Source organism: Microvirga terricola, assembly GCF_011777495.1.
Classification (GTDB): domain Bacteria; phylum Pseudomonadota; class Alphaproteobacteria; order Rhizobiales; family Beijerinckiaceae; genus Microvirga; species Microvirga terricola.
The window spans coordinates 115993-137407 of sequence record NZ_JAATJS010000005.1; the positions used below are offsets into that span (position 1 = coordinate 115993).

21 protein-coding genes and 1 tRNA gene are annotated in these 21415 nt (G+C 63.2%); 8 read left to right on the plus strand and 14 right to left on the minus strand.

What is annotated here, in order from left to right; genetic code table 11:
• Positions 1-2: 2 nt before the first annotated feature.
• The 5 genes from HB375_RS15250 to HB375_RS15270 are packed head-to-tail and all read right to left on the minus strand — an operon-like array spanning position 3 to position 3672.
• Complete coding sequence (locus tag HB375_RS15250; protein ID WP_167673870.1) at positions 3-443, minus strand: DUF1810 domain-containing protein; 441 nt, start codon at positions 441-443, stop codon at positions 3-5.
• Between the two features lie 28 nt (positions 444-471).
• On the minus strand, positions 472-1245 hold the full coding sequence (locus tag HB375_RS15255; protein ID WP_167673871.1) for an SDR family NAD(P)-dependent oxidoreductase: 774 nt from the start codon (positions 1243-1245) through the stop codon (positions 472-474).
• Between the two features lie 11 nt (positions 1246-1256).
• The gene (locus HB375_RS15260; protein WP_167673872.1) at positions 1257-1592 is read right to left on the minus strand and encodes a MoaF-related domain-containing protein; all 336 of its coding nucleotides are present in this window, start codon (positions 1590-1592) and stop codon (positions 1257-1259) included.
• A 29-nt stretch (positions 1593-1621) separates the two neighbouring features.
• The gene (locus HB375_RS15265) at positions 1622-2833 is read right to left on the minus strand and encodes an MFS transporter (protein WP_167673873.1); all 1212 of its coding nucleotides are present in this window, start codon (positions 2831-2833) and stop codon (positions 1622-1624) included.
• 14 nt (positions 2834-2847) lie between these two features.
• Positions 2848-3672: an aldo/keto reductase gene (locus HB375_RS15270; protein WP_167673874.1), complete on the minus strand. Its 825-nt coding sequence runs from the start codon at positions 3670-3672 to the stop codon at positions 2848-2850.
• 248 nt (positions 3673-3920) lie between these two features.
• Between HB375_RS15270 and HB375_RS15275 the strand changes: the two genes are divergently transcribed.
• The gene (locus tag HB375_RS15275; protein WP_167673875.1) at positions 3921-4892 is read left to right on the plus strand and encodes a LysR family transcriptional regulator; all 972 of its coding nucleotides are present in this window, start codon (positions 3921-3923) and stop codon (positions 4890-4892) included.
• Positions 4893-4961: 69 nt separating this feature from the next.
• On the opposite strand, the gene HB375_RS15280 is transcribed toward HB375_RS15275, so the two are convergent.
• The 3 genes from HB375_RS15280 to HB375_RS15290 form a co-directional block, all read right to left on the minus strand.
• Positions 4962-5222, minus strand: a complete 261-nt coding sequence (locus HB375_RS15280) for a DUF2312 domain-containing protein (RefSeq protein ID WP_167673876.1) — start codon at positions 5220-5222, stop codon at positions 4962-4964.
• Positions 5223-5283: 61 nt separating this feature from the next.
• Positions 5284-5589, minus strand: coding sequence for a DUF1244 domain-containing protein (locus tag HB375_RS15285; RefSeq protein WP_205800221.1), 306 nt, complete (start codon positions 5587-5589; stop codon positions 5284-5286).
• Positions 5590-5599: 10 nt separating this feature from the next.
• A complete protein-coding gene (locus tag HB375_RS15290; RefSeq protein ID WP_167673877.1) occupies positions 5600-6433 on the minus strand; it encodes an N-formylglutamate amidohydrolase in 834 nt (277 codons plus the stop codon).
• Positions 6434-6533: 100 nt separating this feature from the next.
• Between HB375_RS15290 and HB375_RS15295 the strand changes: the two genes are divergently transcribed.
• From HB375_RS15295 to pyk, 3 genes are all read left to right on the plus strand, one after another.
• Complete coding sequence (locus tag HB375_RS15295) at positions 6534-7454, plus strand: DMT family transporter (RefSeq protein WP_167673933.1); 921 nt, start codon at positions 6534-6536, stop codon at positions 7452-7454.
• A 170-nt stretch (positions 7455-7624) separates the two neighbouring features.
• Positions 7625-8089 (plus strand): DUF1036 domain-containing protein, encoded by a 465-nt coding sequence (locus tag HB375_RS15300; protein WP_425515186.1) that lies wholly within the window; start codon positions 7625-7627, stop codon positions 8087-8089.
• A gap of 6 nt (positions 8090-8095) precedes the next feature.
• A complete protein-coding gene (pyk, locus tag HB375_RS15305) occupies positions 8096-9532 on the plus strand; it encodes a pyruvate kinase (RefSeq protein ID WP_167673878.1) in 1437 nt (478 codons plus the stop codon).
• Positions 9533-9707: 175 nt separating this feature from the next.
• On the opposite strand, the gene HB375_RS15310 is transcribed toward pyk, so the two are convergent.
• The 4 genes from HB375_RS15310 to cpdR form a co-directional block, all read right to left on the minus strand.
• Entirely contained in the window at positions 9708-10289 is a 582-nt protein-coding gene (locus HB375_RS15310) for a tetratricopeptide repeat protein (RefSeq protein ID WP_167673879.1), read from the minus strand.
• A 69-nt stretch (positions 10290-10358) separates the two neighbouring features.
• A complete protein-coding gene (gene ykgO / locus HB375_RS15315) occupies positions 10359-10484 on the minus strand; it encodes a type B 50S ribosomal protein L36 (RefSeq protein ID WP_009763379.1) in 126 nt (41 codons plus the stop codon).
• 42 nt (positions 10485-10526) lie between these two features.
• Positions 10527-10601, minus strand: a tRNA-Val gene (locus tag HB375_RS15320).
• A 91-nt stretch (positions 10602-10692) separates the two neighbouring features.
• The gene (gene cpdR, locus HB375_RS15325; RefSeq protein ID WP_167673880.1) at positions 10693-11049 is read right to left on the minus strand and encodes a cell cycle two-component system response regulator CpdR; all 357 of its coding nucleotides are present in this window, start codon (positions 11047-11049) and stop codon (positions 10693-10695) included.
• Between the two features lie 167 nt (positions 11050-11216).
• Here cpdR and HB375_RS15330 point away from each other — a divergent pair, with 167 nt between their 5' ends.
• Together HB375_RS15330 and hisN are read left to right on the plus strand one after the other, a co-directional pair.
• The gene (locus HB375_RS15330) at positions 11217-12107 is read left to right on the plus strand and encodes an N-formylglutamate amidohydrolase (protein WP_167673881.1); all 891 of its coding nucleotides are present in this window, start codon (positions 11217-11219) and stop codon (positions 12105-12107) included.
• Positions 12108-12539: 432 nt separating this feature from the next.
• Positions 12540-13322 carry a histidinol-phosphatase gene (hisN, locus tag HB375_RS15335; RefSeq protein WP_167673882.1) on the plus strand — a complete coding sequence of 261 codons (783 nt, stop codon included), beginning with the start codon at positions 12540-12542 and terminating at the stop codon, positions 13320-13322.
• On the opposite strand, the gene HB375_RS15340 is transcribed toward hisN, so the two are convergent.
• Positions 13242-14300, minus strand: a complete 1059-nt coding sequence (locus HB375_RS15340; RefSeq protein ID WP_425515189.1) for an alpha/beta fold hydrolase — start codon at positions 14298-14300, stop codon at positions 13242-13244. The two genes, hisN and HB375_RS15340, sit on opposite strands and share 81 nt — an antisense overlap.
• Positions 14301-14479: 179 nt before the next feature.
• Between HB375_RS15340 and HB375_RS15345 the strand changes: the two genes are divergently transcribed.
• Positions 14480-14938 carry an Hsp20 family protein gene (locus HB375_RS15345; RefSeq protein ID WP_167673883.1) on the plus strand — a complete coding sequence of 153 codons (459 nt, stop codon included), beginning with the start codon at positions 14480-14482 and terminating at the stop codon, positions 14936-14938.
• 175 nt (positions 14939-15113) lie between these two features.
• On the opposite strand, the gene HB375_RS15350 is transcribed toward HB375_RS15345, so the two are convergent.
• Positions 15114-16190 (minus strand): threonine aldolase family protein, encoded by a 1077-nt coding sequence (locus HB375_RS15350; RefSeq protein ID WP_167673884.1) that lies wholly within the window; start codon positions 16188-16190, stop codon positions 15114-15116.
• A 502-nt stretch (positions 16191-16692) separates the two neighbouring features.
• On the opposite strand from HB375_RS15350, the gene gltB reads away from it, so the two are divergent.
• Positions 16693-21402, plus strand: coding sequence for a glutamate synthase large subunit (gene gltB / locus HB375_RS15355; RefSeq protein WP_167673885.1), 4710 nt, complete (start codon positions 16693-16695; stop codon positions 21400-21402).
• Positions 21403-21415: the final 13 nt, after the last annotated feature.

Below are 21415 nucleotides of genomic sequence, written 5' to 3' on the forward strand. Positions count from 1 at the left end.
GCTTAAGCGCCCGGCTCCATGTTCAGAATCGAGAGCGTTCTGGGGTCCATCCTGCCCTCGAAATAACGGTCCAACGCCGAGTGAAACGCCGACTGGCCGGGCGAGGCCAGAGCGAATAGCGTCATCGAGGAATGGAACTTCCTGTCGTCGGGCGATCCGAAAATCGTATGGAGCGGAATGCCATCGCATCGCATGACAAGGTCGGTGCAGGCGACGAGCCTTGGCCCAAGCACCGGATGGTCGAGATAAGCGCGGGCCTCATCGAGCGAACCGATGGCATATTTCTGCGCCATCGGCGAATGCCCCAAACCCTCGATCTGCGGGAAGACGAACCACATCCAATGGGTCCGTTTCAGCCCCTCTTCCAGTTCGGCGACGACCCTGCCGTACACGGGAGCCTGCGCACGAACGAACCTGTCGAGATCGAACTTTTGAGTCGCCATCGCATCCCTCGCCGCTTGCGCCGTTTTCTCAGACGATCGTCGGGGTGATGCCGCCGTCGGCCCGCAGCGCGGCACCGTTTGTGGCGGCCGAAAGCGGGCTTGCGACATAAGCGACGAGCGCTGCGATCTCCTCGGGCTCGATCATGCGCTGGATAAGCGAGGTCGGCCGATCCTTGGCGAAGAAGGCGCGTTCGATGTCTCCCGCCGACGCGTTGGGATCATCCGAAACGCTCTTGAGGAAATCGACAATACCTTCCGACCGGGTCGTTCCCGGCAGCACCGCATTCACCGTGACCCGCGTGCCCTTGGTCGCTGCGGCGAGACCGCGCGAGATGGCGAGCTGGGCCGTCTTGGTCATGCCGTAGTGGACCATGTCCGGCGGCACCATGAGCCCGGACTCGCTGGCGATGAAGATGATCCGGCCCCAGTCGCGTTCGATCATGCCGGGGAAATAAGCTCGCGCGAGCCGGGCGCCGGAGAGCACATTCACCTCGAAAAAACGCCGCCAGTCCTCGTCGGTGATCTCGGTAAACGGCTTGGACTCGTAGATGCCGAGATTGTTCACGAGGATGTCGACCACCGGCACCGCCGCGACCAGCGTTGCAGCGCCTTCCGCCGTTGCCGGATCGGCCAGCACGCCGCGCGCGCCACTCTGCGCCGCCGCGGCATCGAGCTTCGCCGGTGTTCGCCCGCAGATCACCACCTCGGCACCCTCGGCCACGAGCCGCGTTGCGATCGCTAGGCCAATACCCGCCGTCGCGCCGGTCACGAGGGCAGTTTTTCCTTTGAGTTGCAGGTCCATGCGGTGTCTCCTTAGTCGTGGTCGGCGTCGGCCAGCGGCCGCAATTTGCCCTCTAGCCGAAAGAACTCGCCGCTTCGCGTCGTGAAAAAGGACAGCGACCGCGCGGAGCTAAAGTCGTCGATGTGCACGACGGTTGCACCGTCCGCCTCCTGCCAGGAAATGGCATAGGTCTCATCGTGGAGGAGCCGCCACTCGAAGCTGACGGTCGCCCGGTTGCCCTTCAGGGCGCCGACTGTGATTTCATAGGTAAGTGTCTGTCCGTCGGTGTGGTAGTCATTGGTTGCGACAAGGTCGCCATAGTTGACCTCGAAAATGCGCCCAGCGAGAGGAAAGGAGATCGCGTCCATCGGTCATTCCTGTTGAGTTGGGAGAGACATCATGCCTCCGAGGTGCACGGTGCAGGGCGGACTTCGCCGACCAGCACGAACAGCAGGCCGCCGGCCGCGAGGAGACCACCCGCGATGGGCACCGCCGCATAGCCGAGACGGAGGCTGATCACGCCGCCGCCAACCGCCGCGCCGAGCGCGTTTCCGAGGTTGAACGCGCCGATGTTGATCGACGAGGCGAGCCCCGGCGCTTCGGATGCCGCCTCCATCACCCGCATCTGCACCGGCGGCACGATCGCGAAAGTCGCCGCGCCCCAGACGAGCAGCCCGATCGCGGCGCCGACATGGCTCGCAAGCGCCAGCGGCAGCACGAACATGATGACCGCGAGCGCCGCGAGGAAGATCTTGGTCGCGCCATCGAGCGACCAGTCCGCCAGCCGGCCACCGAGGCTGTTGCCGATCGTGAAGCCGACGCCGATCAGCGCCAGGGCCAGCGCGATGAAGGTTTCGGACGCGCCGGTCAGCTCCGCCAGAACGGGGGCGACATAGGTGTAGAGCGTGAACATGGCGCCTGCGCCCATCACGGTTGTCGCCATGGCAATGAGGACCGCCGGGCGGGTCAGCACGGCGAGTTCGCGGCGCACGTCTGGCATCTTGCCCGGCTCGCCTTTCGGCAGCGCCGGCCACAGGGAGGCGATGGCGATGAGGCCGAGCACGGCTGTCCCAGCAAAGGCCATGCGCCAGCCGATCTGTTGGCCGACCCAGGTCGCGGCCGGTACGCCGCCGATATTGGCGATGGTCAGCCCCATGAACATGGTCGCGACGGCGGTCGCCTGTTTCTCCTTCGGCACCACGCTCGCCGCAACGACGGCACCCAGGCCGAAAAAGGCGCCGTGGTTGAGACTGGTGACGAGGCGCGAGAGGAGCAGCGTGTCGTAGCTCGGCGCGAGCGCGGAAAGCAGGTTGCCGATGGTGAAGATGCCCATCAGCATCATCAGCGCGGTGCGCTTGCCGAAGCGGCCGAACAGCAACGTCATCACCGGCGCGCCGACCATCACGCCGATCGCATAGGCGCTGATCAGCAGGCCGGCGGTGGGGATCGAGACATGCACGCCTTCGGCGATCACCGGCAGCAATCCCATCGGTGTGAACTCGGTCGTGCCGATGCCGAAGGCGCCGATGGCAAGCGCGAGCAGCGGCCAGTTGCTGCGCTGCGCGGTATCGCTGGAGGCCGACACCGAAATGGCGGTTACGTCGTTCATCGCTCGGCCCTCGCTCATGCGTCCCAGGCCGGGGCGAGACCCGGAGGGCTGACAAGCCGGCCGTTCGGTCGGCCGAGCTTGGCAATCGCCGCCATGTCCTCGTGGCTCAGCGTGAAGTCGGAAATCGCGATGTTCTCGGCCGCGCGCTCGGGCTTGGCCGTCTTGGACAGCGCGATGAAGCCCTGTTGGACGAGCCAGCGCAGGCCGACCTGCGCGGCGGTCTTGCCGTGCTTCGCGCCGATCTTCTGAAGCACCGGGTCGCGCGGTACAGCACCATCGGCCATGCCGTAATAGGCGGTGACCGCGACGCCGGCTGCCTTCGCAGCTTCCGCGACGGCGCGCTGGTCGAGATAGGGATGGACTTCGATCTGGTTGGTGACGATCGGCGTTTTGGCGAGCCGGATCGACTCTTCCATCATCGCAATTGTGAAGTTGCTGATGCCGATGTGCCGGGTCTTGCCCGCCGCACGCGCCGCGTCGAGCCCGGCGATCTGATCAGTGAACGGTACCTTGTCGTTCGGCCAGTGGAGCAGAAGCAGGTCCACATAGTCCATGCGCAGCTTGTCCAGGCTTTCTTCAAGCGAGACTGCGAAGCGAGCCGGCGCGTAATTGTCGACCCAGATTTTCGTTGTGATGAACAATTCGTCGCGCTTCGCTCCGGCCTTTTCCAATGCGCGGCCGAGATCGGCTTCGTTGTTGTAGATTTGCGCGGTGTCGAAATGCCGGAAGCCGGCTTCGAGCGCGGCCGGCACGACGCGTTCGACCTCCTCGCCGGACATGCGGAAAACGCCGAAGCCGAGAGCCGGGATCTCGGCGCCATGAGCGGAAACGGTCTGCATAAGCTATCTCCTGGGTTGTGATGCTGGTCAGGCGGCGAGCCCGTCGTTGTCGAGCGGCTCGATACCGAGCGTGATGCGCCCCGGCCTGCGGACCCTGTTCAGCGCGGAAAATGAAGTTGCCATTGTCCAGTCTTTGAACGGCCTGCGGCCGCCATCTCGGACATGGAAATGGACCCAATGAATGCACTTGATAATTCGCTGTCGGATCGCATGATCTTGGAAGCAGTTTCCAAAGTCATGGAGCGGGTATGGATAATCGAATGGGTGAGATGCTAGTTTTCATCCGCGTGGTGGAGGCTGGCAGCTTCTCCGAAGCGGCGCGGCAGCTCCGCATGACACCCTCGACCGTGAGCAAGGCCGTTATCCGCATCGAGGAGCGGCTGGGTGCGCGGCTGATCGAGCGTTCGACTCGCCGGTTGAAACTGACCGAAGACGGGCGGACCTACTATGAACGCAGCCTCGCCATCGCAACCGACGTGGACGATCTGGAGCAGAGCCTGTCGCAGGGTTCGCACAAGGTCAGCGGCGTGGTGCGCGTGAATACCTCGGTCCCCTTCGGTGTGTTGATGGTCGAACCGCTATTGCCCGGATTCTGGGAGGAATATCCCGACATTGTCGTCGACCTGTCGCTATCTGACGAAGTGGTGGACCTCTATCTCGAAAGGACGGATGTCGCCTTCCGTATCGGTACCCTGGCCGATTCAGGCTTGGTCGCGCTCCGCATCGGCGCGACCAAGCGCCATATCGTCGCTTCGCCCGCCTATCTGGCGAAGCACGGCACGCCAACCATGATCGAGGATCTAGAGCGGCATAATTGCCTTGGCTTCAACTTCCGGAGAACCGCTCCCGTCTGGCCCTTGCATCAGGCCGGGCGGATCGTTGACCGCACCGTGCGCGGCAGCCTTCTTGCCAACAACGGCGAGACGGTGCGCCGCCTGGCGGTCGCGGGCGTAGGGCTGGCCCGGCTTGGCCATTTCCATGTCGCGGAGGACCTTGCCGCCGGACGGCTCGTGTCGGTGCTGCAAGACGCCGGCGATGCCGAGGAGATTCATGCGCTGCACCTGGGCACGCAACGCTCGCCCGCGCGCATCCGAGCCTTCCTCGACTATATGGTCCCCGCCTGCGCGAAGCGATCGGCGCGGAGAACTGATCCTTATTGTGGGCAGATACTCCCGCCGTGGCCGGGGAAGGATGATCCGGCAGCGATAGCGCCGGCATAGCGACGTCCCAAAAGCAAAAAGGCGAGGCTCCCGCCTCGCCTTTCCGCCTTCAAAATCGTCGAGAAGGCTTTAGCCCGCCATTCCCAGCGCCTGCATGTAGAGTTCGAGGATCGCCTCTTCCTCCTGGCGCTCGGCGTAATCGCGCTTGCGCATGGAGATGATCTTGCGGATCACCTTGACGTCGAAGCCATTGCCCTTGGCTTCGGCATAGACGTCCTTGATATCGCCCGCGATGCCGGCCTTCTCCTCCTCGAGGCGCTCGATGCGCTCGATGAAGGCCTTCAGCTGGTCGGCTGCGACGGATTCGGTTTGAAAAGATGCGTCATCCATGAAATTCGCCCTTGATTGGTGGTCTTGAGATCTTTGTTACATTTTTGCTGCTTGAGGCTCTTTAATGCCTCGGCTTCGATTCCTCAAAGCCCTTCAATTGCTCCGGGGTCGCCTCGCGTTGGTGGCGCTCCTTCCACTCCTCGTAAGTCATGCCGTAGACATAGGTCCGGCTGTCCTCCTTCGAGAGCGCCTGCCCACGCGCATCGGCGGCATCTTTGAGCCAGTTGGACAGGCAGTTGCGGCAGAAGCCAGCGAGGTTCATCAGATCGATGTTCTGCACGTCCGTCCGCGCGCGCAAATGCTCCAAAAGCCTGCGGAAAGCGGCGGCTTCGAGTTCGGTACGGGTGGCGGCGTCGATGTCCTTCATGCGCTGATCCTCAATGACGACGCAGACGCTCTTGCGTGCGGGAGCGGTGGATCTTGGGGGCTCGCAAATCCGTGCTGGCGGCAAGCGGCGACAGGAGCCGCGCGAACCGCTCTGCCCATTCCTCAGCGCCCTCATCCGCAGCGATCAGGTCCTGACGGATCTCGATCAGCGCATTGGCGAGGCCGCGCACGGTCGCGTGGCGGTGCACCGTATCGCCCGCAAGCGCCCCATCATAAGGCTCGTTGTCGCCCACCACGAGTCCCGTCTCGGCCCGCAGGCCCTTGAGCAGCGGCACTGCGCAGCGCTGATCCGCGTCCCACAGAATTCCCACATGCCAGGGGCGGGGCCAGCCGCGCCAGACGGGCGTAAAGCTATGAACTGTCACCACGATGGGCGGATGCCCGGCCGCGAGCCCCCGCTCGATCCCCGCCGTGATGGCAGCGTCGAAGGGGTCATAGAAGCGCGCAATCCGCGCCTGGATGTCGGCCTCGTCCAGGGTGGCGTTGCCCGGCACGACGGCTCCGTCGGAGAGGCGCATGACCAGGGTCGGGTCGTCCCGCCCCCGGTTGGGGTCGATGACGAGCCGCGAAAACTGCGTGAGAATCGCAGGCGCGCCGAGGCGGCGGGCGAGCGAGCGGGTCACCGCCGCAGCCCCGGTGTCATAGGCGATATGGCGCTCGAACTCGCTCGGCGGCAGGCCGAGATCGCCGAGATCCGGGGGCACCGTGTTCGAGGCGTGATCGCACAGGATCAGAAGCCCGGACTCGACCGCCCCGTCGATGTGCTCGACAGGCCAGGGCTCAAGGGCGGGTTCGGCGAGTTTGATCGCGGCGGAGGAAGACATCAGGATCGGAAAAAGTCGCTTAAGGGTTGAAGGGAAGCCTTAGACTGCCCTAGGGAACATGACAACGCGGGCTGCCGCGCTGGAGCCTTTCAACCAGATCATGTCCTCTCAATCCACAACCGTCCGCCTGGGCGCGGGCTTCGCGTCTGCCTTCGCAGCCCTTTGCGCTGGCGCCGTCGCCATGGGCGCGTCCCCGATTTTCGTGCGCTTCGCGTGGCCGGAGGTCGGTCCCTTCGCCAGCGCCTTCTGGCGCGTCGCGCTGGCGTTACCCGTGCTCTATCTGTGGATGCGGATCGAAGAAGCCAAAGCTCCCGCAGATGCGCCAAGGGCTTCGTTCACCAAGGCAACCATCCTTGCGGGCTTCGCCTTCGCGGGCGATCTCTTCTTCTGGCATCTGTCGATCCTCAACACCACGGTTGCCAACGCGACCTTTTTTGCAACCACAGCGCCCCTTTTCGTCATCCTGATCGTCTGGCTTTTCCTAAAACAACGGGTCTCGCGCGGCACGCTGATCGGCCTTGCGCTGTGCCTTGCGGGCGGCGCCGCGCTGATCGGCCAGAGCCTGCAGGTGGACCCTGCCCGCATCCGCGGCGATCTCTATGGCATCTTCACCGCCGTCTTCTTCGGCCTTTACTTCCTCACCATCGGCAAGGCGCGGGAAACGGCGGGCGCGGCGCGGGTGACGTTCGAGGCCGGACTCGTGACCTCCGCCTGCCTTCTCGTCATCGCGCTCATCTTCGACACCCGCGTCATGCCGCACACCTGGCAGACCATCGCGGCTCTCACCTCCCTCGCCTTCATCAGCCAGGCGGGCGGCGTTGGGCTTTTGGCCGTGGCGCTCGGACGCCTGCCGGCGGTCTTTTCCTCGTTGGTGATCTTTCTTGAAGCGATCGCGGCGGCTTTGTTCGGCTGGGCGATCCTCGGCGAGGCGCTGACTGTGGTTCAGAGTCTCGGTGGAGCGCTCATCCTGTTCGGCATCTGGGCCGCCCGGCCCAAGCCGCGCCCCGCAACCGGTGAGTGAACGCCTACGGGCGCGTATCCACCGTCAAACGGGTCCTTAGCGGGCTAAATTTACAGGTTTCCGGACGCCGGGGTCTTGATGCGGCCTCGCTTCTGGCCGACAACGATTCGACATACTTCTCGAAGCATTGTGTGATTTCATTCATTCCTGAACCCACCGAATCGATCTCCATGAAGGCCGCATCTCTCCTCAAAGCTCTGAACGGGCGGCTCAGCCTCGGGCTGGCGATGCTTCTCGCTGCCCCGGCTTTGCTCCTGGCCGCGTCTCCGGCGCGGGCAGACTTGCGCCTGTGCAACATGACGTCGAGCCGGGTGGGAATCGCGCTGGGCTATCGCGATGGGCAAGGGTGGGTGACCGAAGGCTGGTGGAACCTCAATTCCCGCGGCTGCGAGACCCTTCTGAAAGGGCAGCTCAGCGGCCGCTTCTACTATGTCTATGCCATCGATTATGACCGCGGTGGCGAGTGGAGCGGACGCTCCTTCATGTGCACCCGCGAGCGGGAATTCACGATCCGCGGAACGGAAGATTGCCTCGCCAGAGGCTTTGATCGCAGCGGCTTCTTTGAAGTCGATACAGGTGAACAAAAGAGCTGGACGATCCAGCTCACCGAAACGAACCGGCCAGGGGGGCCTTAAAAGACGATGAGACGCGTTCGGCGTACGAAAATTCTCGCAACCTTGGGCCCGGCGTCCGAGAACCCGGAAATGATCGCGAAGCTCTTTCAGGCGGGCGCAGACGTTTTTCGCCTGAACATGAGCCATCTGGCGCGCGAAAAGCTGCCCGAGCGCGTCGAGATGATCCGCTCCGTCGAGGCGAAGTTCAAGCGGCCCATCGCCATCCTGGCCGACCTTCAGGGCCCGAAGCTGCGCGTCGGCACGTTTGAGGGCGACAGCGCGATGCTCGTGAAGGGCCAGTCCTTCACGCTCGATGCCGACTCGACCCCCGGCAACGAGAAGCGCGTTTACCTGCCTCACCCGGAAATTCTGTCGTCGCTTGAGGCGGGCCACACGATCCTCATCGACGACGGCAAGCTGCGGCTGCGCGTCAAAAGCGTGAAGAACGGCGCCGCAGTCACTGAAGTCGAGGTCGCAGGCAAGATCTCGAACCGCAAGGGCGTGAGTTTGCCTGACACGGTGATCCCGGTCGCCGCCATGACCGACAAAGACCGCTCGGACCTCGAAGCTGCGCTCGATGCCGGCGTGGATTGGATCGCGTTGTCCTTCGTGCAGCGTCCGGAGGACGTGGCGGAAGTGAAGAAAGTGGCGCGCGGACGCGCGCTCGTCATGTCGAAGCTCGAGAAGCCGCAGGCCATCGCGCGGCTTGAAGAGATCGTGGAGATTTCCGACGCGGTCATGGTGGCGCGTGGCGATCTCGGCGTCGAGATGCCGCTCGAAAAGGTGCCCGGCATCCAGAAGCGCATCGTGCGCACCGCGCGCAGGTTCGGAAAGCCCGTCGTCGTCGCGACTCAGATGCTCGAATCGATGATCACTGCGCCGGTGCCTACGCGCGCAGAGGTCTCGGACGTGGCGACCGCCGTCTTCGACGGCGCGGATGCGGTGATGCTCTCAGCCGAGAGCGCCTCCGGCCAGTACCCTGTGGAAGCGGTCACGACCATGAACCGGATCGCCGAAGAGATCGAGCAGGACCCGAGCTACTGGTCCATCCTCAAGACCCAAGGCTCTGCGCCGGAAGCGACGGGTTCCGACGCCATCGCAGCAGGCGCACACCAGATCGCTGACACGCTGCACGTGAAGACCATCACTGCCTGGACCTCCTCCGGCTCGACGGCCTTCCGCATTGCGCGCGAGCGTCCGAATTCGACCGTGGTGGCGCTGACCCCGAACCACAACACCGCACGCCGCCTGGCGCTGGTGTGGGGCGTGCATCCGATCCGCACGAAGGATGCGAGCGATGTCGACGACATGGCGTTCCGTGCCTGCAAGTTCGCGGTGCGCGAAGGCTTCTCGCAGGTCGGCGACCGCATCATCGTCGTGGCCGGCGTCCCCTTCGGGACCCCGGGCGCGACCAACATGGTGCGCATCGCCTTCATCAGCCAGGAACACGCGGCGCAGGCCTAAAAAGCAGGCGCGAGAACAAAGAAAAGCCCGGCGAGCGCTGCTCAGCCGGGCTTCTTTTTGCCTTGGGGCGTCAGGTCAGAGCATTTTCCGACGAAGTGGATACCGGTTCGGCGAAGAAAATGCGGCAATAACAATAAGATAGAGCACCCGATCTGATCCTGTCAGATCGGATGCTCTAGAGATCGACCCCATCAACATCGTGATCGAGATGCGACACGATGAGCTGCACCGTCGAGCTTTGCGGGTTCAGTTTGAGCGCGCGGCGATAGGCCTCCAGCGCGTGGGGCTTGTCGTCCGACGAGAGATAGATGTGACCGAGGCCCGTCCACGCGCCGAAATGGCGCGGCTCCAGCTTCAGGGCCTGATAGAGATCGGCCATGGCGCCGACCGGATCGTCGAGCTGGTAGAACACGATGGCGCGGCGATACCACGCCTCCGCCCAGCCGGGCTGAAGCGCGAGGACGCGGTCGAGAAGCTCGACCGAAAGCGGATAATCCTTCGCGTCGAAGGCGTCGGAGGCGCGGCTCAGCAAAAGATCGGCGGTATCGGAGCCGGAGCGCGCCCAACGGCGCTCGATCAGGGAGGTGATGCCGGTCGCCTCGTCTTCGCTTTGCGCCTTCGCGAGGCGGTCAAACAAATCGTCGAGAGTGGATGGGCGCGGCAGTGTCCGTGGTGCATGCGGCCGCGCGGTTTCCTGCGCGTGAAGCGGCGCGGACAGGATCAACGAAGCGGTCAAAAGGCACGCAAAAAAGCGCATGCCGGGATTCTAAGATCCCGGCATGCGCCGTCAATTCATAAAAACGTGCGGCCAAAGCCGCAGCGCAGCTTAGCCCTGACGAGCCTTGTAGCGCTTCTGCGTCTTGTTGATGATGTAGACGCGGCCCTTACGACGAACCAGCTGGTTGTCGCGGTGACGACCGCGGATCGACTTCAACGAGTTACGGATCTTCATATCCGGTCTCCTGCGGCCCTCGGGGAGGCCGGAAAAAGCAAATGGTGGGCGCGACAGGGATTGAACCTGTGACCCCTACGATGTCAACGTAGTGCTCTCCCGCTGAGCTACGCGCCCGGGAAACGGTGACTTTCGAAGCCCCGCTTCACGCGTGGAGGGCGATATACCCACAAGCGGCCGGAGACGCAAGCGGGAGCCCTCACCTTTTTTAGGCCGCCATCAATTTATCGACCTCGTTGACGAGATCGCGCAGGTGGAACGGCTTGGACAGAACCTTGGCATCCTTGGGAGCCTGGGAATCCGGGTTCAGGGCAACGGCGGCAAAGCCGGTGATGAACATGATCTTGAGATCGGGATCGAGCTCGGTCGCCTTGCGAGCCAGCTCGATTCCATCCATCTCGGGCATGACGATATCGGTCAGGAGCAGCTCGAAGGGCTCTTCGCGAAGCCGGTTATAGGCAGAAAGGCCGTTGTCGAACTGAGCCACTTCATAGCCCGCGTTCTCCAGCGCCTTCACGAGAAAGCGTCGCATATCGTTGTCGTCTTCGGCGAGAAGGATCTTCATCGGCTGCCGGCCCCCGAGGTTGTGGCGATTGTATTCAACTTTCATGAGGCTTCGCGGTAAATAAGCCGTGAAAGAACGCCGCGGAGACCGGACGATATGACCATGGACAGATCGAAAGGCCGCCTTACACTGTCCAAACCCGTGTTTTTTTAAAGCCATCGCCCCTGATGCGGCCCATCATCGCCGACGAATTCGAGCCTCCGTTCACCGTCTCCGAGCCGCCGAGCCAGACGATTCCGTTCGTCTTCAACGTGCCTCATGCCGGTGCGGTCTATCCGGCCTCGTTCCTAGCCCAATCGCGGCTCGATTCCGTGGCGCTACGGCGCTCGGAAGATGCCTTCGTCGATGAATTATTCGCCTGCGCCGTGGGCCTTGGCGCCCCGCTGATGGCGGCCCGCTTCCCCCGCGCCTATCTGGATCTGAACCGGGAGCCCTATGAGCTCGATTCCCGCATGTTCGACGGACGGCTGCCGCCTTTCGCCAATACCCGCTCCATGCGGGTCGCAGGGGGATTAGGCACAATTCCCCGTATCGTTGCCGACGGGCAGGAGATTTATGCCAGGCGCATCCCTATCGAGGAGGCACTTCACCGGATCGAGTGGCTCTACAAGCCCTATCACCGCATGCTGCGCCAGCTGATCCGCCGCACGGCCCAGACTTTCGGCCAAGCCATCCTCATCGATTGCCATTCGATGCCCTCCAGCAGCGTCAGCCGTGAGGACGGGGCGAAGGCGGATATCGTCTTGGGCGACCGCTACGGCACGAGTTGCTCACCCTTCCTGATCGAGCTGGTGGAAGCCGCCATGCGCGGCCGGGGCTACACGGTGGTCCGCAACAAGCCTTATGCGGGCGGCTTCATCACCGAGCATTACGGCGAACCGGCGCTCGGGCGCCACGCTTTGCAGATCGAGATCAACCGGGCGCTCTATATGGAAGAGCGGAACATGGACAAGAAGCCAGCCTTCGCGGTGCTGGCGGACGATATCGCTCACGCCTTCGCTCAGGTCATCACGGATCTCGCGGGCGACGGCACGCCTCAGCAAATCGCAGCGGAATAGTCCCTAAACCCTGCCCGTTAAAAGAAAAAAGGCCGCTGTTGCCAGCGGCCCGAAGTTTAGGGAGGAAACGCCCAAGAAGGGCTACGATACGGCGACGCCATCGCCATATCGCACTGCACAATTTACACCGCGCCGCACCATTTGCAACAGTAAATCTGCGTTTTGTTATGCACAAAATGCATGTCTGATCGGATTGAGGCCGATGGCACCGCCCAAACAGCAAGGCTCCGGATCAGAATCTCTGCCGGGCCGGCAAAATTGAGGAAAAGCATCCTCGGCGCGGAACGAGATCGCGGCAGCATCGCCTGCCGAGGTCCTCTCTCCACGCCAAAAGTCGGAGAGAGCCCGTCGTCCGACGAGAATCGCTTGCTGTGCAAGGAGCGGTTGATAAAAGCGGGGCACGGCCAGCCAGCGGACAAGGATCGGGGCGACATGGGGCTCATCGACTTCAAGCAATTCGTCAATGAACTCGCGACCCTGTCGGGGCAGGCGATCCTGCCGTTCTTCCGCACGGCCATCGCCTCCGAGGACAAGTCGCGCGGTGGCGCCTTCGACCCGGTGACGGAAGCCGACCGGGCGAGCGAGGCGACCATGCGCCAGCTCATCAAGCGCACCTTCCCGACCCACGGCATCATCGGCGAGGAATTCGGCTCCGAACAGCCGGATGCGGAATATGTCTGGGTGCTCGACCCCATCGACGGCACCCGCGCCTTCATTTCGGGCCTTCCCACCTGGGGCACGCTGATCGGCCTGAACCATCGCGGGCGGCCGGTCTTCGGCATGATGCATCAGCCGTTCACGGGCGAACGCTTCTTCGGCGACGGCGGCAGCGCGACCTATCGCGGACCCGGCGGGGAGCGGAAACTCATGACGCGGCGTTGCGCTTCGCTGAAAGATGCCATCATTTCCACCACGAGCCCGAAGCTCTTCGCGGGCGAAGAACTGCGCGCCTATGACCGCGTGGAGAGCGTCGCCCGCCTCGCCCGTTATGGCTGCGATTGCTATGCCTATTGCATGCTGGCCGCCGGACACATCGACCTCGTGGTCGAGTCCGGCCTGAAGCCCTACGACATCGTGGCGCTGATCCCGATCATCGAGGGAGCGGGCGGCATTGTCACCGCCTGGGACGGCGGGTCAGCGGCCAATGGCGGCCGCATCGTCGCCGCCGGCGACCGCCGCGTCCATGCCGCCGCCGTCGAGCTGCTCAGCCGCTGAGTCCGCAAGGCCCCTCGCGGCCCGAGACGTCTCGGACGACCCTGGAATGAAGGCGTCGAAGGCAACCCAGAAGAGTTCTCGGATCTCGTCCTTCTCCATCATGATCTCGTGGCGTGCGCCCGGAAGCACGATGGCGTGGCCGGATTTCAGCCGGGCCGAAAAACGTTCAATAGCCGGCGTGGAGCAGACCCGGTCGTCACCTCCTGCGATGACCAGGGTCGGCAGGCGAATCTTCAGGCCGTAGCGCGGATCGGTGAAGCGCTTCATGAAACGGAAGGCGGAAACGAGCCATGCGTTCGTCGGCGCGCCGACGGCTCCATCCCCGACGGCACGGGCGGTTTCGGCGTTGCGGGCATAGCGCACCGGATCGCTGGTGAGACGGTTGTCCTTGAAGGGCATGGTGGCAATGGAGGTCGCGCCGCCGCCCGGAACATAGGACTTGCCGAAACCGAGATATTTCAGGACCCAGGCCACCCAGCTTGCCGCGTGCGGATACTTGATGATCGAGAGGCTGATCATCGGCGCCGCGGCAACGAGTCTTTGGAAGGGCAGCCACCCCTCATGAGCCGCGTGCAGCGCAATCGCACCGCCCATGGAATGGGCCAGGGCGAAATGGGGCTCCGGCATAGCTTTCAGAACCTTATCGTGGACCGCTTCCAGATCGAGGCGGTAATCGGCAAAGCGCCGAACATGTCCTTTGCGCGGGTCCTTGACCTCACGGCCTGACAGGCCCTGCCCGCGCCAGTCGAAGGTGGCAACCGCAAAGCCCCGCCGGCGCAACTCGCTAATCACCTCAAAGTATTTTTCGATGAATTCCGCCCGGCCTTGCAGGATACAGACCGTCCCCTTGGGCTTCTCCCCGCCCTCAGGCATCCAGGTCGCCGCGCGCAGGTTGAACCCGTCGCGGGCGGCAATGTGCAGGAGCGTCGGCTCGGGCGGAACGGGATTGTCGGGTGTTTCGAAGAACTGCACGGCCACGCATCCCGCACCGGTAAAGACCACGCATTTATAGGGCTTTTTCAGAAGCCTCACGAGCCTCTTGAAAGAAAAAAGGCCTCTTCCCAAATAAAAGTTGTGCCGGCCGCGACGGCGGCACGAACCTTGATCCAGCCTGTCACGGTGGATCGATCAGCATGTTGCTCACAGGAGGATATGCCATGCGACAGTTTGATCTTGCTCCCCTTTACCGCAACACGGTCGGCTTCGACCGTCTTTTCTCGATGCTCGACCAGTTTGTTGGCGTCGATGCGGCTCCGAGTTACCCGCCTTACAACATCGAGCGCACCGGCGAGAATGCTTACCGCATCTCGGTCGCGGTAGCCGGCTTCACCGAGCGCGACCTCGCGATCGAAGTGAAGGAAAACACCCTTGCCGTCCGAGGCGAGCGGCAGCCTGGTGAGGGCGCCAAGTCCGACGTGCTCTACCAGGGCATCGCCGCGCGCAGCTTCGAGCGGCGCTTTCAGCTGGCGGACGGCGTTCAGGTCCTTGGCGCGGCCCTTGAGAATGGCCTGCTGCACATTGACCTCGTGCGCGAGATCCCCGAGGCGAAGAAGCCGAAACTCATCCCGATCGCGGCTGGCGGCGGCCAGACCATCGAGGCCCGCAAGGCCGCGTAACGCCTTCGCTTCGCCCATAAATAAAGAGCGCCCCGGTTTGGCCGGGGCGCTTTTTTGTTTTTGGAAACCTGGTCCTTCAAGGTCCCGAGGGGGCTTTGGAGGATGCCCCTTTTCGGCCACCAGTTTCGGAGCGGAGTGATCGACCGAGAATGCGGCACCGATAGGGCAAGACCCGTTATTCTGCGGCCTGTCGGGCTGAAGCGGAGCGCGCGATGTCCAGAACGCGGCGGATGTCCTCTTCCCTCGTCGCGAAGGAAACCACGAAGCGGACCAGGGCCTCGCCCTCGCCGACACGCTCGTTCGCCGGGAGGCTGCCGTCCGTCCAGGGGTGATACAGCACGCCCTGCTCCTTTAGGGCTCGGTTGAGAGCCGCGGGCAGGATCGGGAAAACCTCGTTCGCCTCCACCGGCCAGCCCAGGCGCACGCCGGGGAGTTGCGAGAGGCCGTCGCCAAGAAGCTTGGCCAACCGGTTGGCGTGGCGGGCATTGTCATACCAGTGGTCGTTGGCGAAATAGCCCTCAAGCTGCGCCGCGATCAGGCGGCCCTTGGAGATGACCTGTCCCGCGCGTTTGCAGCGATAGTCTAGCCCTTCCGCCAGCGTCGGATTGAACACCACGATGGCCTCGGCCATGAGGCAGCCGTTCTTCGTCGCGCCGAAGGAGAGGATGTCGACGCCCCGCTTCCAGGTCATCTCGGCCGGAGTGCAGCCGAGCGTCACGAGGGCATTGGCGAAGCGCGCCCCGTCCATGTGGAAGGACAGGCCATGCGCCTTGCAGACGGCGCTCAAGGCCGCGATCTCATCGAGGCCATAGACCAGGCCGCTCTCGGTGACTTGCGAGATGGTAAGAGCCTTCGGCGGCATCTGCTTGATGGCCTTGGGCAGCCCTTCGAGATAGGCGGAGACGGCAGTCGCGGTCAGCTTGCTGCCGACGCCCGGCAGACCGGCGAGCTTCGCCCCGTGCATGAAAAATTCCGGCGCGCCGCACTCGTCATCAATGACGTGCGCTTCCTTATGGCACATGCACAGACCGTAGGGCGGCACGATGGAGGAGAGCGCCAGCGCGTTGGCCGCCGTGCCCGTCGTGACCAGGAAAACCGCGACCTCTCGCTCGAAGACCTCGGCAAACCGCGCCTTGATGCGCCGGGTGATGTCATCGCCACCGTAGGCCGGCATGGCGCCATCGTTGGCGCGCATCAGCGCCTCGAGAACCGGGACGCTGGCGCCGACGATGTTGTCGCTGAGAAAGTTCATGAATCATCTCCTCCGGCCGCGCAGACTCGCGACTGGCTCACACATGTCAAGAACATTGACCCATCGGCGCAGACTTTCGTTCTGACTGCCTAAAAAAATGGCTTTATTACATTCAGACGAGCTGGCTTGAAATTTTTATCTAAAATATTTCAAAATCCCCTTGTGCACCTGCACAAACTCTGGCAGTTTTCCCTCATTAGGACAGCGATACTGTCCCATTTGGGCGCTCGCGCCCTTTGGCCCTGAGGTTTTCTTGATGCTTCGCCTCACGCGAACGAAACGAGATACCAATAAAACCGCCCGCAAAACGGGGGCGGGACGGGCGACTCTCGGCTGACATTCAGCCCGGAACAGCCCGCGAGGTGCGGGCTTCTCTCCAGGACCCGAGCCTCCAAGAAACGCAAAGAGCGGCGGGCATCCGGACGATCCTTTCATCCGGCGGCCCACAAAAAAGCCGCCTCGAAGACCTGTGATGACCTTCGATTGGATTTGAGGATCTGGAATGAGCGACGTGTCGAAGAAGAGCCTGGAAATCGTAGCCTCGCCCCGCACCGCCGCCAAAACGACGACGCGCACCACGCGCGATCACGGCCTGCCCGCTCCCCAGGGCCTCTACAATCCGGCCAATGAAAAGGATTCCTGCGGCGTCGGCTTCATCGCCGACATGAAGAACCGCAAGTCACACGCCATCGTCGAACAAGGCCTGCAGATCCTCTTGAATCTCGACCATCGCGGCGCGGTCGGCGCAGACCCCAAGGCTGGCGACGGCTGCGGCATTCTGGTCCAGATCCCGCACAAGTTCTTTTCCGCCGAATGCGCCAAGCTGGGCATCTGGCTGCCCGAAGCCGGTGAATACGGCGTCGGGCATCTGTTCATGCCGCGCGACCCGGAGGGGTTCAAGCTCGTTGAGGAACTGGTGACCAAGGCCATCGCGGATGAGGGCCTGCAATTCCTCGGCTGGCGCGACGTGCCGGTGGATTCGAGCGATCTCGGCGACAGCGTGAAAGCGTCCGAGCCCCTGCACCGGCAGATCTTCATCGGCAAGGGCAAGGGCATGGACGATCAGGAGACGTTCGAGCGTCGCCTGTTCCTGGCCCGCAAGGTCATCTCGAACGCCGTCTACGACATGAAGGACCCGCGCACGGCTGGCTACTATCCAGTCTGCCTGTCCTCGCGCACTGTCGTCTACAAGGGCCTCGTGCTCGTGAGCCAGCTCGGCGGCTATTACAAGGATCTTCAGGATCCGCGTTTCGAGAGCGCGCTCGCGCTCGTGCACCAGCGCTTCGCCACCAACACCTTCCCGACCTGGCAGCTCGTTCACCCCTATCGCATGGTCGCGCATAACGGCGAGATCAACACGCTGCGCGGCAACGTGAACTGGATGGCGGCGCGTCAGGCCTCCGTCGACTCGGACCTGTTTGGCAACGACATCTCGAAGCTTTGGCCGATTTCCTATGAAGGGCAATCGGACACTGCTTGCTTCGACAACGCACTCGAATTTCTGGTGCGCGGCGGCTATTCGCTTTCGCACGCCATGATGATGCTGATCCCCGAAGCCTGGGCGGGCAATCCGCTCATGGACGAGGATCGCCGCGCCTTCTACGAATATCACGCCGCCCTCATGGAGCCGTGGGACGGCCCCGCCGCCGTGTGCTTCACCGACGGCAAGCAGATTGGCGCGACGCTCGACCGCAACGGCCTTCGCCCCGCGCGCTACCTCGTGACCGATGACGGCCTCGTGGTGCTCGCATCCGAGATGGGCGTGCTGCCGATTCCGGAGGAAAAGATCGTCGAGAAGTGGCGCTTGCAACCGGGCAAGATGCTGCTGATCGACCTCGAGCAGGGCCGCATCGTCTCCGACGACGAGATCAAGCAGCAGCTCTCGCATGCACATCCTTACAAGGATTGGCTGAAGCGCACGCAGATCGTGCTGGAAGACTTGAAGCCCGTGCAGGCGCGTGAATCGCGCACCGACGTGTCGCTGCTCGACCGGCAGCAGGCCTTCGGCTACACGCAGGAAGACCTGAAGCTTTTGATGCAGCCCATGGCCGTGACGGGCCAGGAAGCGGTCGGCTCCATGGGATCGGACACGCCGATTTCCGCGCTCTCAGACAAGTCGAAGCTGCTTTACACCTATTTCAAGCAGAACTTCGCGCAGGTGACGAACCCGCCGATCGATCCGATCCGCGAAGAGCTTGTGATGAGCCTCGTGTCGTTCATTGGCCCGCGCCCGAACATTCTGGATCTTGAAGGCACTTCTCGCCGCAAGCGTCTGGAAGTGCGCCAGCCGATCCTGACCAATGAAGATCTCGAAAAGATTCGTTGCATCGGACATTTCGAGGACCGCTTCGACACCAAGACGCTCGACATCACCTACCCCGCCGAACTCGGTGCTGCGGCGCTTGACGGCGCGCTCGACCGGCTGTGCGACCGCGCGGAAGCGGCGGTGCATGGTGGCTACAACATCATCATCCTGACCGACCGCATGGTGGGGCCGGACCGCATTCCGATTCCCGCGCTCCTCGCCACCGCAGCGGTGCACAACTACCTCATCCGCAAGGGCCTGCGTACGTCGGTTGGCCTCGTGGTCGAATCCGGCGAGCCGCACGAGGTGCATCACTTCGCGTGCCTTGCGGGCTACGGCGCGGAAGCGATCAACCCGTATCTCGCCTTCGAGACGCTTCTCGCCATGAAGGACGAGATGCCGCCGGAAGTCGATGAGCAGGAGATTGTCTATCGCTACATCAAGTCTATCGACAAAGGCCTGCTCAAGGTCATGTCGAAGATGGGTATTTCGACTTACCAATCCTATTGCGGCGCGCAGATCTTCGACGCGGTCGGCCTGAAGTCGGCATTCGTGAACCGCGATTTCTTCGGCACGGCGACCACCATCGAAGGCGTCGGCATGGAGGAGATCGCGGAAGAAGCCGTGCATCGCCACCGCGACGCCTTCGGCGACGCACCGATCTATCGCAACGCGCTCGATGTGGGTGGCGAATACGCCTATCGCCTGCGCGGCGAGGCGCATGCCTGGAACCCCGACACCGTCGCCACACTCCAGCACGCGGTGCGCCTCAATGCTGAGGACCGCTACCGCGAATTCGCGCGCCTCGTGAACGAGCAGGACAACCACCTGAAGACCATTCGTGGCCTCTTCCGCATCAAGCTCGCGGGCGAGAACGGACGCGCGCCGGTCACGCTCGACGAGGTAGAGCCCGCTTCCGAAATCGTGAAGCGCTTTTCTACCGGCGCCATGTCGTTCGGCTCGATCTCGCGCGAAGCGCATGAGACGCTGGCACTCGCCATGAACACCATCGGCGGCAAGTCGAACACAGGCGAAGGCGGCGAGGAGGCGGATCGTTTCAAGCCTCTGCCGGATGGGCGTTCCAAGCGTTCCGCCATCAAGCAGGTCGCGTCGGGACGTTTCGGCGTGACGACGGAATATCTCGTCAATGCCGACGTGATGCAGATCAAGGTCGCACAGGGCGCGAAGCCCGGCGAGGGCGGACAGCTCCCCGGCCACAAGGTCGACGCGAAGATCGCCCGCGTGCGCCACTCGACGCCCGGCGTCGGCCTGATCTCGCCGCCGCCGCACCACGACATCTATTCCATCGAGGATCTCGCGCAGTTGATCTTCGACTTGAAGAACGTGAACCCGGCAGCCGATGTCTCCGTGAAGCTCGTGTCCGAAGTCGGTGTGGGCACCGTTGCGGCGGGCGTCGCGAAGGCGCGCGCCGATCACATCACGATCTCGGGCTTCGAGGGCGGCACGGGTGCGTCTCCCCTCACCTCGCTCAAGCATGCGGGTTCGCCGTGGGAAATCGGCTTGGCCGAAACGCAGCAGACGCTCGTGCTCAACCGCCTGCGCGGCCGCGTCGCCATTCAGGCGGATGGCGGTCTGCGCACGGGCCGCGACGTAGTGATCGCTGCGCTTCTCGGCGCGGATGAGTACGGCTTCTCGACCGCGCCGTTGATTGCAGCGGGCTGCATCATGATGCGCAAGTGCCACCTCAACACCTGCCCGGTCGGCGTCGCGACGCAGGATCCGGTGTTGCGCAAGCGCTTCAAGGGCCTGCCCGAGCACGTCATCAACTACTTCTTCTTCGTGGCCGAGGAAGTGCGTGAACTGATGGCCGAGATGGGCTTCAAGACCATCAGCGAAATGGTTGGCCAGTCCGACCTGCTCGACAAAAACGTCGCCATCGATCACTGGAAGGCGAAGGGCCTCGACTTCACCAAGCTCTTCCACAAACCCGATGCCAGAGCGGGTGTCGCCATCCGCCACAGCGAGCGGCAACTGCATCCGATTGCGACGGTGCTCGATCATCAGTTCATCGCCAAAGCCGCGCCCGCGCTTGAGCGTGGCGAGACGGTGATCATCGACGCCAAGATACGCAGCGCCGACCGTTCGGCAGGCGCGATGCTCTCCGGCGAAGTCGCCAAGCGCTACGGCCATGAGGGCCTTCCCGACGACACCATCACAGTGAAGCTGACCGGCACCGCAGGCCAGAGCTTCGGTGCGTGGCTTGCGGCGGGCGTGACGCTGTCGCTTGAAGGCGAGGCCAACGACTACGTCGGCAAGGGCCTCTCGGGCGGCAAGCTCATCATCAGGCCTGCTTCAACGGCAAAGGCTGTACCGGAGCGCTCAATCATCGTCGGCAACACGGTGATGTATGGTGCGATTGCGGGCGAGGCTTATTTCCGCGGCATCGCAGGCGAGCGTTTCGCCGTGCGTAACTCAGGCGCCATCGCGGTGGTCGAAGGCACGGGCGATCACGGCTGCGAATACATGACCGGCGGCCTTGTCGTGGTGCTCGGCCCCACGGGCCGCAACTTCGCGGCGGGCATGTCAGGCGGCATCGCCTATGTGCTCGACGAGGACGGCACCTTCGCCAAGCGCTGCAACCTCTCCATGGTCGATCTCGAGCCGGTGGAAGAGGAAGAGGAGCTGATGCGGCGCATCCTTCACCATGGCGGCGATCTCGAAACCAAGGGTCGCATTGATATCTTGGCGAACATGTCGGGCTCGGACGAGGAGCGGTTGCTGCACCTCATCTCCAACCACGCCACCTATACGGGCTCAACGCGTGCCAAAGAAATTCTCGACAACTGGTCGGCCTACCGCACCAAGTTCGTGAAGGTCATGCCGGTGGAATATCGCCGCGCGCTACAAGAGATGGATCGTCTGCGGACCTTGCAGGCGGCGGAATAAGAATCAAGGGGCA